This window comes from Flavobacterium sp. GSP27 (assembly GCF_003970395.1).
Taxonomy (GTDB): Bacteria; Bacteroidota; Bacteroidia; order Flavobacteriales; family Flavobacteriaceae; genus Flavobacterium.
This window is the reverse complement of sequence record NZ_RYDP01000002.1, coordinates 20,286-35,822: the sequence shown is the minus strand read 5'-3', so window position 1 is coordinate 35,822 and position 15,537 is coordinate 20,286. Positions and strand designations below refer to the sequence as shown.

Here is a 15,537-nt window from a genome sequence, read left to right as displayed (position 1 = left end):
TACTTTTAATACAAATTTCACGTGTTCAGTATTGAACACTTTTTGTCCAAAAATGAACAGTTAATGAAAAAGACAAACGCAAGCATTTTAGTGATTGACGATCAGGAAGACATCCTTTTTGCGGCTAAGATGCTGCTTAAAAAACATTTTGAGAACATTTATACACTCACTAATCCAAAAAATGTGGTTGAATTATTGTCAAAAAGCACCATCGATGTGGTTTTACTCGACATGAATTACAGAATAGGTTTCGAGGACGGAAGAGAAGGTTTGTATCTGTTAAAGGAAATAAAAACGCTTTCGCCAAAAACCATTGTTATTTTAATGACCGCTTTTGGTAAAGTAGAAACGGCTGTTGAAGGATTAAAATCAGGGGCTTTTGATTATATTTTAAAGCCTTGGGACAACGAAAAATTGCTTAATCTTGTAAGACAAGCTGTTAGTAAATCACGCAAAGAACAAAAGAAACTAATCGATGTTGCTACTACTGACGATTTCTTTATTGGTAATTCAGAGGCTATAAAAAAAGCTTATTTACTGGCTGATAAAGTAGCAATGACAGATGCCAATGTTTTAATCCTTGGAGAAAATGGTACCGGTAAATTTGTTTTGGCACATCACATCTATCTGCAGTCCGAAAGAAAAAATAATGCTTTTATTCCCGTTGATTTAGGTTCCTTGAATGCCAATATTTTTGAAAGCGAACTATTTGGTTACGCCAAAGGAGCTTTTACCGATGCCAAAACAGATACTCCGGGACGTTTTGAATTGGCTGAAAATGGAACTATATTTTTAGATGAAATAGGAAATGTTCCTTTGTATCTGCAGGCTAAACTCCTTCAGGTTATTCAAACCAAAACAGTAACCCGATTGGGCGAATCCAAATCAAGACCTTTGAATGTTCGTATTATTACCGCCACCAACTTGAATTTAAAGCAAGAAGTAGCAGATAAAAACTTTAGGGAGGATTTATATTATCGCATTAACACTATGGAAATTGTTTTGCCTCCATTACGAGAACGCAACGAAGACAAGATCCCTTTGGCTCACTATCTCTTGCAAAAAATGATGGCTAAGTACGGACGAGATGAAATCGCTTTTGATGAAAAATCATTGGAACAAATCGAAAAACATGCTTGGAACGGAAACATCAGAGAATTGGAAAACAGAATAGAACGCGCCGTGATTCTTTGCGAGAACAATCATATTTCGGTTTCCGACTTAGATTTAGAACAAATAACAACTTACGAGGATAATCCAGACGATATTCAGCTGTCGGCTATCGAAAAAGCAGCCGTCGAAAAGATGCTATTGAAAAACAACAACAATATCAGTAAAACGGCGGAGGAATTGGGATTGTCAAGAGGTGCTTTATACCGAAGAATTGAAAAATATAACATCAGCACCAACTAATATGTTTACATCCTGGAAAATATACCATCTCCTTTTTATAAGATTGCTACTTATTCTTTTGACTACCGGAATTTCCTTCTTTCTTTTTCAAAAAGGATTGGTTTTCACGGCCGTATTTGGTGTCCTTATCATTTTTATACTGCTCGTTGAAATGTATTTTTATGTAAAACAAGCCTTTTTACTTTTCGACAGAACGATTACTTCTATTTTGCAAAATGATTTCACCTCTGATTTTTCAAAGCATAAATCGTATAAAAATTATTCCAACGTATTCAAATTGTATGAAAATCTAAAAAACAAACAAAACGAAGAAGTTTCAAAAGACATTATTTACCGTTCTATTTTGAACAATATTGAAACTGGAATTATTATCCTGCAAAAACAGGAAACCGATTGGAATATATTTTTGATGAATGATTATTTTTCCAAACATTTTAACGTTCCAAAAGTTTCCAAATGGAAATATCTAAAAAATCAGTTGCCTTCTTTGTGTGAAGTTATCGAGGAGCAAGATTTTCAGGAAATTAAAACGTCATTAGAGATCCGTGTGAATCAACAAGACAGACAAACATTTGTACTGCAGACTTCGAGGAGTGAAATTTACAATCAGGATTATTTTATCGTTTTGCTGGATTCGATTCAAAATGTAATCGAGAAAAAAGAAAAAGAGGCTTGGGTCAATCTGATGAAAGTTATTTCTCATGAATTGTTGAATTCGATTACTCCCATTCGGTCACTTTCTCAGAATCTACAGGATTTAGTTCAGCAGGAAACCATTTCAACGGAAGACTTGGACGATATGAAAAGTAGTGTTGCCACGATGTTAAGGCGGAGCGACCATCTACAGCAATTTGTTGAAAGTTACCGCAAACTGGCCATGCTGCCTTCTCCCAAAAAAGAAAAAACAGAATTGTTGAAAATGGTTGAAAACAGTTTCCAAATTATGGATCCAATTTTCAAAAAAGAACAAATAGAAGTCATAAACACGATTGCTTTCGACCACAGGCTAAATGTTGACATGCAACAAATGGAACATGTATTGATTAATCTTTTGACGAATTGTATTTACGCCCTGGCAGATACAGAAAAAAAGCGGATTATTATTTCGGCAGAAGTTAAAGAAAAAAGAATTTTTATTAAGATTACCGATAACGGAAAAGGCATTGAAAAAGAAATAGAAAGCAAAATATTCTTACCTTTTTTTACCACTCGTAACGAAGGAGCCGGAATAGGTTTGACTTTATCTAAAAGTATAGTCGAAGCGCACGGAGGGTATTTGGCATATCAAAATGAAGGTAAAGAAACAGCTTTTGTAATTTGTCTGGTTGATAATTAAATTTTAGTTTTGGATTAATCCTGAAGGAGAGAAAAATTAGTTATAATAATTATATACTAATCTTTTCCGTCTTCATTTTTACTCATAAAACTAAGAGCAATATAACCCAATACAAAGAAAATCGCCAATATAAAAATTGAATTCCTAATCGAGTTTGTAATTGAAGCTACAAAACCAAAAATAAATGTACCAAGCACTATGGCAATTTTTTCAGTAACATCAAAAAAACTAAAATAGGTAGCATGATCTTCCGTTTCAGGCAATAACTTGGAATAGGTTGAACGTGATAAGGATTGAATAGCCCCTAAAACCATTCCTATCATTCCTCCAAGCGCATAAATTTGGATATCAATATATGTACTTTTAGCATCTAAGAAGTAGACCGTAAACCAAATAAACGCCCAAATTGCTACAGTAAGTTTTAGTGTTTTTATATTTCCAATTTTCTCTGATATTCTTGAAAATAAATAAGCGCCGAAAATAGCAATTACATTTATTAATAAAATTATAATAATCAATTTACTCGTACTAATTCCTAGTTCTTTTTTAAAGAAAATACCAGCCAATAATATCATTGTTTGTACCCCTATGCTGTAAAGAAAAAAAGCGGTTAAGAATTGTTTTAATTTTGTTAGTTTCTTTATACTTTTTGAAACAACTTTAAGCGCTATTAATCCTTTAAAAATATAATCTTTTTCGGGTTTTTTATGAAATACATTATTAGGCAAATAATAAAAAGTTACTTGGGCAAAACCAATCCACCAAATACCAACAGATAAAAACGAAATCCTCGCCGGTAAAGAAGAATCTGTTATCCCATACCATTGAGGCATCATAACCATCGTCAAATTAAACGCCAATAAAATTACAGAACCAAAATAACCATACATAAATCCTTTTGCACTTACTCGATCATGTTGTTCTGGAAAAGCAATTTCTGGCAAATAAGAATTATAAAAAACAATACTTCCCCAAAAGCCAACACTGGCTAAAATGGTACCTAAAATTCCAATCCACAATGTGTCCTGTCCCTTAAAAAAGAATAAACTCATGACTGATAACGAACCCAAGTAACAAAAAAACTGCATAAATCGTTTTTTGTTACCCGTATAATCAGCAATTCCAGACAATATTGGTGATAAGAGAGCAACTACTAAAAATGAGAATGATAAAGAGTAAGATAGCAAAGTTGAATTAATAAATTCTGTTCCAAAAAAATGAACAATCCCATTGTTTCCGCTTGTTACCGTTTCATAATAAATGGGAAAAACAGCTGTCGAAATTACTAAACTATAAACGGAGTTAGCCCAATCATAAAAAGCCCAAGCGTTAATAAGCTTTTTATCTCCTTTTTGTAATCCTTTCATATTTCATTTATTTATGCTACGAATTTATTTATTTTTTGTTTAACATTAGACAAAACGGGATGAAATCGTACATTAATAATCCGTTATCATAAGCACGCCGTTAGGATAAACAAAAAAAGCTTTTCTGAAAAAGAAAAGCTTTTGTATAAAATTAGATTTACTAATTAATATGATTTTTATCTGTATATAATTCCAACTTTTACAGCTGTTGCTTTAGCTTCAGGAATTAATGCTTTCAAATTCGCAATTCGGGTAGCATCAGAGGGGTGTGTACTCATGAATTCTGGCGGTGCTTGCCCAGCGGATTGCGCTGACATCCTTTGCCAAAAAACAACTGATTCCTCTGGATTGTATCCTGCAATAGCCATTAAAGTAAGTCCTATTTTATCGGCCTCTGTTTCATGACCTCTACTAAAAGGTAACATTCCGCCATATTGTGTGGTTACTCCGTAAGCCTGTTGCCAAATTTGTTGATTCTCAGCACTTTTTCCTCCCGTTGCAACAGCAACTCCTACAGCACCTAATTGTTGCAATTGAGCAGCACTCATACGTTGAGCTCCATGATTGGCTAATGCATGCGAAACCTCATGTCCCATTACGGTAGCTAAACCCGCATCATCTTTAGTTATAGGCAGTATTCCGGTATACACTACAATTTTTCCTCCTGGCATACACCAGGCATTCACATCTTTATTGTCTATTAATTTATATTCCCAACGGTAATCCTTCAAATATTGTGATTGATCTAAATATATTAAATATTTTTCTGCAGCAGCTTTAATTCGAAGACCAACTGTTTCCACTTTTTTTGCATCAGCAGTTCCAGTAATTACTTTGTTTTCACTTAAAAAAGTACCATATTGCTGAAATGAGGTTGGAAACAACTCACTATTGGGAACAAAATTTAAGTTTTTTTTTCCTGTAAGCGGATTAGTTGCACAAGAAGATAAAATACCTAGAGCTAAAACCCCTACTATTAAATGCTTTTTCATGATTTTATTGTTTTTAGATGTCATACAAAAATACAATTATTAATATTTTAAAACATTGAATTATTACTTGTATTTATAAAAACAAAATAGATCGATAATTGAATAAGAGACAATTAATGGATATTCCGGGGCAAACTGAACACCCCATTCCGGTTTAAACTGTGCATGTGATTCCGGAGCAAAGTGAATTAACGCATATGTCTTAAAAAAAATCGAAATAGGAAGAAGTAGAATATCCAAACAATAATTTGATTGAAGGTAAGCCGCTTTTATTTCATCTATTAATATTTTATGACAGGATTCATTTCAAATCCTCACGCTCTAAAATGAGACTTAAAATACAGATTTACGATAATTGCAAAGAACTTTTTTTAATCTATAGTGGACACTAGTGATTTTATGATAAAAATAAAATAACATGATATTAAAGATTGTATTGTTGCTTGTCTCTCTTGTATTGGAAATTATTGCAAAGTTAATCTTTCTATAATTTGAATTTGTCAATATATAAACGCGAAACTTTATCTTTTCAAAGAAAAATGTGATTTATACTCTTTAGAAACATTGTCTTCGGTATACGAGATAGAAAACCAGTAGTCATCTGCTGGGAGCGAATATCCCTTGAAAGTTCCGTCCCAACCGGAATCGTTCGGAAAAAGTTCTTTCAACAATTTTCCATATCGGTCAAAAATATATAATTTTAAGTTTTCTCCATTTGGTATTCCACTTATATTCCAAGTGTCGTTAAATCCATCTCCGTTTGGAGTAAAAAATTTAGGAGCATTTATGAGTTTGATTACAACTGGAATTGTAGCTCCACAACCTAGCGCATCACTTATGCTTATTTCATGAGTTCCAGGACTTACATTTGTAAATATATTGCTAGTTTGCGGAGAACTTCCATCTAATGAGTAAAGAAAATTACTTCCGTCACCCAAGCTTGGTATTGCATTTACGGTAATAGTTTGACTGTCTGTAAACCAGCCAGAAGTTGTCAAGGATATGGAAGCTGGAGGTGAAGACTCAATAACAGTGAATGGAACTGCATCCGATGTACAACCAAATATAGACAAATCGGTTACTGTTAATGTATACTTCCCTATTTGACTTGTTGAAAAATCAGAAGCAGTGCTTAACAAAGTACCATCTTCCGTTTTCCATTCAAACGCATATTGAGGGGCATTGTATCCACTTATACTATGTGAATTAGTAACTATACCAGTTTCAAAATCATGGCAAATAACAGTCACGTCAAGTACTGGATTTGGTTTTGACATAATGGTAATTACTATTGGTTTTTCATCCGGACAAATAATGGTTGATAGAATACCCTCTTCTGCATAAGCATAAATGGTTCTTGATGCTGTAATTAAATCGCCGGGAAATTTCTTTATATTGGTTTTGCCAGGCCCTCCTGATTGAGTGAAGTAGCTAGTTATTGGAGCTATAAATGGAGGTAATTCGTATGATTCACATCTTATTACAGGAGCAATAGCAGGAATTACAGGGCTATTGTAAATGGTAACCGTGAAATCATCTTCATCAAAACAGGCAATTCTATTATTCTCTTCTGCGTATATATATAATTTTGTCGTACTGGTTATCGGAGCGTAGGGAAGTGATAATTTTATACCTGCACCATGAGGACCATTGGTATCCGTATAGTAATCACCAGGACCAATTATTACCGGTAAATCATACGTATTGCATGCGTATTGATTTTGAATATTTACCACTTGATTTATCAAAAGTAATATACTATATTCAGAGATACAAGTATTTGGTGCAACTGCAGGAGCGTAAACATATATTGTTTTTGAAGATGAAATGGTGTAACCAGGAGGTAATATCGGATTTGTAGGCGAAGGACCTCCCGAAAATTCATAATATTCTCCATTTATTAAATCATCTAGTACATAATTTTCTCCACATTTTAGAACTTCTACCGGCCTTGCATCAATCAATGGTGAAGGACTAATGGTAATGAGAAACTTTTCTTCTAAATAACAAGTTTGAGTTACAGCCTTATCATAAAAATACATGGTTTGTGTAGTAGTGACAGGGAATCCTACAGGACACATCTTTCCAGTTCCTAAAGGGCCTGTAAAATAATTACCAGAATGTGCTACTGGCGGTAAATAATAGACATCACATTGAGGAGTTGTATCAATCATAATTGGTAATGGTACTGTGTTTATGGTAACCGTAAATGGTAAATCAGTAATACAACTTTCTTCGTTGACATAGTACCAAAGTGTCGTTGTTGCATCAATTGATGTTCCTGCAGCGACAAGTGAACCATCTCCTCCTGAATTGGTTCTATAATCACCAACTATTAATAAAGGTAAAATATAAGCAGAACAGGAATTAATATCCGATGGAGGATTAATAGCAGAAAGGCCAATATAAACTGTGAATGTTTTTTCAGAAGAAAAGGTCAAGAAATCTTTATAAACGTATATCGTCTTGGTCAAGTTAATAACAGTACCTGCTTCCATTATAGGAAGACCTTTATTTGGTCCCGAATAATAAATTCCTCCATTTGGATCACTAGGTAATGTGTATGAACTACAGCCAAATTGATTTGTATAATCCGGTAGTAGTGCGATTGGAATTATCGTTATGACAAAAGAAGTTTCTTTTATACATGGTGGTGTGACTGTATTGTCTTCAAACCTGACATATATGGTGTTTATTCCGGATGTATTAATAATTGTTCCAGCTGCTAATACCGTATTTCCTGGAGTAGTCGTACCACCACTCTGTGTGAAATATTTTCCATAAGGTAATCCTGGGAGTCTATATTCTGTCAAATATACAAATGATCTAGAGGTTATTTCATCCAAATCAACAACGGTAACTTTAAAAGAATCTTGATTCGAACAAATTCCAGATTGGTTAAAAACATAAATATCACTAGTGGCATCGATACTACTTCCAGCAAAAAGTTGTGTACCACTTCCATTTTTATCTGTCCAGTATTCAGCTCCCACATTTATTAATGTTGGCAAAGTATACGAAGTACAAACAAATACATCTTTTAAAATATCGACTAGCGGTAGTGGACTTACGGTAATTTGAAAACTGGTAACCACAAAACAGTTATCATTTGAAATATTTTGGAGCCTAGCCCATATTGTAGTACTAGAAGACAGTAAAATAGTACTACCGCCAGTATTTATTATATTTGTATTATTATTGGCTCCCGCAAAAGAGGAATGATAAGAGATTATATTGTAAGTGGTATTTTGCAATCCAAATATTGAAGATTTTTGTGGCGCTAAGTCGAAGTTTGCTTTTAGAGGTATATCCGTTATGTTTCTGGCGCATACCGTTATATTATCGGGAATAGTTGCAATTGTTGGAGGTGGAACAATCTGGAGTTGAAAAGAGCGTATTTCATAACATAATGTAGTAGGATTTTGTGTTCTGACATAAATTTTTTTTCCGCTTTCAGAACTCAAAACAGTAAAAGGACTTGCAATTAGTTCAGTCCCAGCATTTGCATCTGCATTTGTAAGATGATAAGAGATAATTGTTCCAGCAGGTAAATCATCTAAAACACCAACTGCATTAGTTGATTTGTTATTGCCCGCTACTATAATAGAGGTGTTTTTTGTTAAATCAAAATCATAAATAGCAGCTCCTGTATCACAGATGTAAATATTAGGGACAGTTGCAATAGCTCCGATAGTAGGATAAATTTTGATCGTTATTTCATCAGTTATTTCAGTGCAACCAGGCTCCTTGTAAGTGACACTAAAGGTATGATTCCCAGAACTTATTAACGGAGTAATAGTATTGAGATTTAAAATAGCTCCCGTTTGAGCTGGTGAAAAGGCAACTCCTTCTTTTTTCCATACAAATGTAGTTCCGGTTCCTAAACTGGCAGCAGATAATATTGGTAAAATGCTTCCGGGACAAATTGTACTTTTGTTAGCATCGGTATAGTCTAATCCCAAAACATTTTGTCCAATGTTAAGACTATTTGCTTTAATAAATATTGCAGAATCATAAGCCGTATTATTTCCACCATCAGCAATAACTAATTTAATACGGTAAATGTGGCTCGTGTTTAAACCAGTTGCTGAGGCTATCATCGGAATTGTTTGTCCATTGAAATTAATCGCAGGACCAAATCCACTGCCGTTAAAAGCTCCAAAATAGCTTGGATTTGCAGAAAGGCAATTGGTATTATAAGCATTATCTCTTATCGTTTCCACTGAAACAGGTATTGTGGTATTTGGTATTACAGCTAAATTTACATTTGAGCCACCAGCAGTAACATCTTTCAAAAGAAATGCAAATGCATCTGAGAAATTACATTGCGAAGTACCATACTCTTCCGAAGCAAAAAGAAAGGAGAAATCGAAATTTGGAGATTTTGGTTTGAAATCAAATTCAATATAACTCGCATTAACAGAGTTCATAGTTATTCCTGATTGTGATAGTAAATTAGCCTCTAAATCTGTATCACCAGTCCAAGCAGCATTTCCGTCGATTAAAATAGTGTTATTTGGACTTACAATTTTTGTAACATCACCGGTGGACAAAACAACACCATTAGAAAAGGGAAAATTAGCATTGGTGTTTTCAAAATATCCAATACCATTTGTTGAGCCATACTGCGAACCTGTTTTGTATTTAACGTTAGTTCCGGATACACAAGGAGAATTAATTAAAATTTGATTAATCAATTGTTCGACCGAATAATTAGTTGTGTTGATCGTTACTGATTGAGAAAAACAAGCGACATAACAGAATAAAAATAGTAGTGGTAGGAATTTTTTCATAAAAGGATTAATTGAATTTTGCGAATTTTAAATAAATTGGCAAAGAGCTAACAAATTATTATTTTTACAAATCGCTTGGTATCTAAGTAATAGTTAAAATTTAATGTCGTATTTTTTTTCAAAATTATTCAGTACAAAGTATAATTTTTCTTTGAGGCTTTGGTATTTCTTATAAGCATCAAAACTAACCGTTGATATTTTATTCTACGCCATAGAATTTCTATCAGGTTTAATTCTGAAGAATACGTTGGTGTCAACCTTACTGGTGTATTGACTACTATAATCTGTATTGAAAATTTAAGGCGCATCAGTCGGCACTCATTGTGTTGCTTACACTACAGTTCAAAACAAATCTTGTGTTCAAATCTATAATCGCAGTCAAATACATAAATCCTTTTGCAATAGGAATGTAGGTGGTATCTGTTGCCTATATCTGATTTTTATGCTAATAATATCGTTACAAACTATAATTTGAGACCAATAAAAAGCACATTAATAACTCGCTATATAAACACTATGTCACGACACTAGAGACCTGTCAAAAAACTCAAAACAATTATCATTATAAATACGTAAGTGGCGGTCATTTTTCAGATAAAATTGTATCATGAAGAAAAAAATGAGTATCAAAAATATTTTATTCTGTCCGATAATTGACTCGTTATTCTTTTTACCTTATGAACACAACAGCTTACAAAAAAACACTTAAAAATAAAATGAGCCTGACTTATTTATATTTTGAACACAAAAAATGCGTTTTCAAAATAAAAAAGACAGACTCAAAATAAAAAACAAATTTAATTCAAAAAACTTTAGGTCTTGTTAACTCATTAACTAACAAGTATTACATTAGTGAATTTAATTTTTAGGTAGAAAATAAAGAAAACTAAACTTTTAAAAAAATCTCAATGGTCCTATCAACCTACCCAACAAACACTAAACTAATTCATTCAATTTAATGTTAACGTAATCTCAATTAAAAAAAAGAACCTACATCGATGTCATTTGATTTTTAGAAAATAAATTAAACTTAATAAAAATTTCATGCGAAGCAGTATTATAATTGCGCATACTTCTTGTTTCTAAATCATATCCATACCCAATAAAAACTCTATTATTAATCTGAAACCCTACAAGACTATTTATGGTTCCACCAAAACGATATGACGTCCCGAAGGTGAATACATCATTGACTAAAAAAGTTGCTGATGCATACGTTTGCACGTGACCTTCTTGAACTATTTTAACCAGTAATGCCGGCTTAAATTTTAAATTATAATCTAACTCAAATAAATGATTCGCTGTAAGAAAAATATTCAAATTATCTGTAGCAATACTACTGTTACTTGCATTACTGGAGTATTTATCATAAAATTTTGTTGCCAACAGATTAGGAACAGATAAACCAATAGAAGTTTTATCAGAATGCAGATACAAACCAACTCCAATATTTGGAGAAAATTTATTATCAATATTATTTTCAAAAACAGACTCTGTACCATCCTTTAAATACAATTTAGTAAAATCTACATTGAGTAAGTTAGCAGATGCTTTTAACCCAAAAGCTAACTTATAATTTGGATTCAATCTCAAACTGTAAGCAAAATCTACCGCTAAAGCACTCTGGACAGACGGACCTATCTGGTCATTCATTACAGATATTCCCAAGCCCACATTTTCATTTTTAGTAGCACCATTAAATGATAGCGCCATAGTCTCCGGAGCGCCAGCAACCCCTACCCACTGTGTACGATAAGAAGTAAATAAAGTATTCATCTCACTTGCTCCAGCAGCAGCAGGATTTATACCTATTGGATTGTATAAATATTGCGTATATCGCTCATTCTCTTGAGCATTTACGACAAAAATACCAATTAAAAATAAAAAAAAAGTAACCTTGTTTTTTATGTATGTAAAATTCATCATTACCTTAAATTTATATATAAATAATTCGATTTTTTAACCCTAAGCCCAGTAGATTCATTCAGATAATCAACAGTATAGAAATAAACCCCTAACGGTAAAATTGTATTGCTATTTTCATTTAAATATCCCTTAAAAACATTTCCTTTCGTATTGTATGAAGTGGTATCAAAAATAATTTTACCAAAACGATCAAAAACAGTTACTCTATTATCTGAGTGAGATTCTAAACCTTGAATTACCAGCTCGTCATTAACACCGTCACCATTAGGAGAAATACCAGGATGAGACAAAACTATATTTTCGGGCGCTACAATTGGCGCAACTCTTGCCAGGGTAAACACGCCGTAATTACCCAACGTCTGTGAAACGGTAACCACTTCTTTTTTAGAGAAATCCACTACCCCACCTTCATCTATCCAGAGCTTTTTTACATTATCCCATCTCACAACATGAATATCTTCAACAGGATCAGCAAATACAGCGGAAGGAGTCGTTGCTTCATCCCATTTTAAAGTCACAAAAACATTACTGGTACCAGGATCCGTTCTCAAAATCACCCAATATTCAGTATTATCAATTAAACTCAATGAAGGATCTAAATTAGCCGCTAAGGGATCCACAGTATTTGGATTCTCAAAAACATATTTTGATACAAAAGCAGCATTTAATTCATTTGGAGCAGAAATAGTAGTTGGCCTGTATTTACCCCCACCCCCAATTGGATAACTAAACGCGGTATTTCCTTTCTTGATAACACCTCCATTAACATAACTGACATCATCAGCATTTACTGCAGTTGCGCCTTTTTCAAAAGACAACTGATTAAGCCACCCCATACCCGAAGCCAAAGCCTCGTAATTAACAATCCCATTTTGAAAATCTGCCTTACCAAAAACATTCAATCCATTTGACATTTTAAAACCAGACTGCCCATTAAACTCCACATTATAAACAGCTGCTGTTTCTAATCCCGAAATTAACTGATCCTCAGATTTTTGTCCATAAAACCGTGTTATTCCAGAAGACAGACCAGGAGAAAATCCTACCTTACCATCATTCTTAAAGTCAGCATATACGAACAACTCCCCATCATTGATAAGCTCAGCCCCTAAATTATTTTTTAACGAATAAACCGTACTCAAAATTGTATTAGCCTTTACACTAACAACACCCATATTACTTGTAATACTTGCGTCGTTAACTGCAGACTGTGAAAGACACAAACAAGGTACCAATGCTATAAGAGACAACAGACTAACTCTACTTTTTTCTTTTTTTACCATAATCAATTAAGTATTAATTTCTATTTATATTATTTTCCTCCTACCTACTTTAAACAGATTCGAAACATCTTAGTTCTCCCTTTATTAAAGTAAATATACCATCCTGCGCAACTCAAACAAGCCAAGAGGTTACAAGTGGTTCATCACACTATATAAGTGGTAAAACACCTCCTGTTATTTTGCTACATCCCGTTTATAACTTTCTAGAATAGCCTCCAGATGATCTGCCGATAATGGTTTTGCCATGATCTTTTGAGTACCATCCAACAAATACATTGTAGGTGTTGCAAACACGCAGTAATCCCGAACCGCCTGCCCATCCCAGGATTGATAATTGCAACTGGAAACCCAGGGGAAGTCTTTTGTGAAACTAGCAAAAGCAGTCTTGTCAGTATCTAGCGAAACAAAAACAACTTCTACCCCTTCCTTTTTCCATTTTTCATACAAAGGCTTCAGTTTAGGTAACTCCTCTGTACATTTTGCACACCAGCTCGCCCCAAAAACGACCAACTTATATTTTGATTTTATCGCTGATAATTTATCATATCCTTTCACCTCTTCCGGAAATACAATATCAGGTGCTATTTTACCTATTGCCATTTTACGGTATTGCTCAAACAAAGCCTGATGCTTTTCATCAATTTGACAACTGCTCTCGTCTAACATGGCCAGCGCCAAATGCTCTGCGGACGAAAACAAACTGCGTTTCTCTAACAGGTTAAATAAATTTTGACTCATATCCTGCAACAACAATGGCTTATCTTTCAAACTTTTAAGAGCCACATCAATACTTGCATTAAGATGCGTATTTAACGCATTCATATCAGCGCCTGCAAAACTTTCCATTAGCTGAACGTACCCCTCAAATAAATCTTTATATAAACCGGAATGCTCCATTCTTGCATCTCCAAAATCCAAAGCATTAAATTCTTTTTCGTTTTCCGGAAATCGATCCATATACCTGCTTGCCGTCAACGGCATATCTGAAATCAGTTTTCGCAATTTTATATAATATGCAGCATACGAATTCTTAGGAAGCACTTCTAAAAAAGCCCGAAACAATTGCTCCTGTACTTTTAATTCTTTTTGAAAAAATGCCTGACTAGAAGGCTCGAGTACATAAAGCGGAATTAAATAAATCAATCCGGCTTTTTTTCCTTCAATGTTTTGATACAATTGCAAGCCGCGAGACAAATCACTGTTCTCTGTAGAGTGCATAAACTTTAAGCTAGAAAAATCCTCAAGATTACCCCAATTAATTTCAAAATCCTCGTTATTCAATAATATAATAACACTTTTAGCCCCTTTAATTTCAAACAAAGCAGCCCCAACATAACTCGACGGATACACGAGCTTAAACTTACCCTGTGCATCTGTCTTAGCCGTAGCTAACTCACTATCACCTTCAACATTAAAACCCCTGATTATAATTTCTTTATCGACTGCCTGAGGTAAAAACCCCACAATAGTGCGTTGTGATTGCGCAATAGAAAAAGCGCTAACCGAAAGAAAAAAAAGAATAAAAGAAATTGTTCTCATTTGCATAGTAGTATATATATATCCCGTTTAAATCAATACAATACGTTTAATAAAAAATGCTTTTATAATTCGTAAAAAACATTAAAACAAAAAAATTGATGATTTCTAAGACAAAAATAAACCTAAACCAGACCAACTAGAATTATAAAATAAACAACTGATAGGTTATATAGAATAACTGATGCGGTATTTTAAATTACAGTAATCACCAGAGATTACGTTTTATGATAACTGAGTCAGCCCTGTCACAATCCTACCTCCCACGATGCAATTAAAACTCATCATTTTAGCGATCTGACTGAAAGACCTCAAGAGCCCCTTTATTTGCCGCAAATTACAGGCAATATTCGTACTGAAGCCAGTGGGGGGAATCTAAATAGTCTTGTTAAGTGTACAAAGGTACGTTCACCGTAAAAGCCTTCGAGTTCCCTCAGGGTGACACTTCTGTACCGTATCGCAAAAATGGGATAATGTCATTAAGTCAGGAATTCGTCGCTTCGAGTGTTTTGACTTGCAGGAATATGTTTGAAAGCAGAAATGTAATAAGTAAAAATGTGTCGAGAAGCCATTAAAGGCAGAGATTCACTAGGTTTTGACTTAATCCATTTGATTGCAGATTTACGAGACTAGTAAATTCGATACATAATTATTTACTATCACCATTCTACTGGATCTGCAAAATCTGCGGGAAAATTTTTAGCCCGCTGATTCAGCAATCATCACGCTACAATAAAAAAATCCCTTAGCAGGAAAAAAATCATGCTAAGGGAAAATCTATACCAATAGGTTTATACCCATTACAAACTTGATTTGACTTTTTTTATGGTCTTAAACCCCCTTTTTTTTCACAATACGGGTTAAAACTTTCTGCCCCAAGAACAGAAAATA

The 15,537-nt window shown here is 33.8% G+C and carries 8 protein-coding genes; 2 read left to right on the top strand and 6 right to left on the bottom strand.

The window, feature by feature from the left end; genetic code table 11:
• Window positions 1-63: 63 nt before the first annotated feature.
• Entirely contained in the window at window positions 64-1,413 is a 1,350-nt protein-coding gene (locus EKM05_RS02135) for a sigma-54 dependent transcriptional regulator (protein WP_126553211.1), read from the top strand.
• Window positions 1,385-2,749, top strand: a complete 1,365-nt coding sequence (locus EKM05_RS02130; protein ID WP_370275720.1) for a PAS domain-containing sensor histidine kinase — start codon at window positions 1,385-1,387, stop codon at window positions 2,747-2,749. Before EKM05_RS02135 ends, EKM05_RS02130 begins: the two co-directional genes overlap by 29 nt.
• Window positions 2,750-2,805: 56 nt before the next feature.
• Here the strand turns inward: EKM05_RS02130 and EKM05_RS02125 are convergent, their stop codons facing one another.
• From EKM05_RS02125 to EKM05_RS02100, 6 genes are all read right to left on the bottom strand, one after another.
• Window positions 2,806-4,116, bottom strand: a complete 1,311-nt coding sequence (locus EKM05_RS02125) for an MFS transporter (RefSeq protein WP_126459770.1) — start codon at window positions 4,114-4,116, stop codon at window positions 2,806-2,808.
• Between the two features lie 176 nt (window positions 4,117-4,292).
• On the bottom strand, window positions 4,293-5,108 hold the full coding sequence (locus EKM05_RS02120) for a M48 family metallopeptidase (RefSeq protein ID WP_126553209.1): 816 nt from the start codon (window positions 5,106-5,108) through the stop codon (window positions 4,293-4,295).
• 521 nt (window positions 5,109-5,629) lie between these two features.
• Window positions 5,630-9,901: a T9SS type B sorting domain-containing protein gene (locus EKM05_RS02115; RefSeq protein WP_126553207.1), complete on the bottom strand. Its 4,272-nt coding sequence runs from the start codon at window positions 9,899-9,901 to the stop codon at window positions 5,630-5,632.
• Window positions 9,902-10,891: 990 nt separating this feature from the next.
• Window positions 10,892-11,827, bottom strand: coding sequence for a type IX secretion system membrane protein PorP/SprF (locus EKM05_RS02110; protein WP_126553205.1), 936 nt, complete (start codon window positions 11,825-11,827; stop codon window positions 10,892-10,894).
• Window positions 11,827-13,110, bottom strand: coding sequence for a gliding motility-associated C-terminal domain-containing protein (locus EKM05_RS02105; protein WP_126553203.1), 1,284 nt, complete (start codon window positions 13,108-13,110; stop codon window positions 11,827-11,829). Before EKM05_RS02105 ends, EKM05_RS02110 begins: the two co-directional genes overlap by 1 nt.
• A 174-nt stretch (window positions 13,111-13,284) precedes the next feature.
• Window positions 13,285-14,649: a TlpA disulfide reductase family protein gene (locus EKM05_RS02100; RefSeq protein ID WP_158615130.1), complete on the bottom strand. Its 1,365-nt coding sequence runs from the start codon at window positions 14,647-14,649 to the stop codon at window positions 13,285-13,287.
• Window positions 14,650-15,537 lie beyond the last annotated feature (888 nt).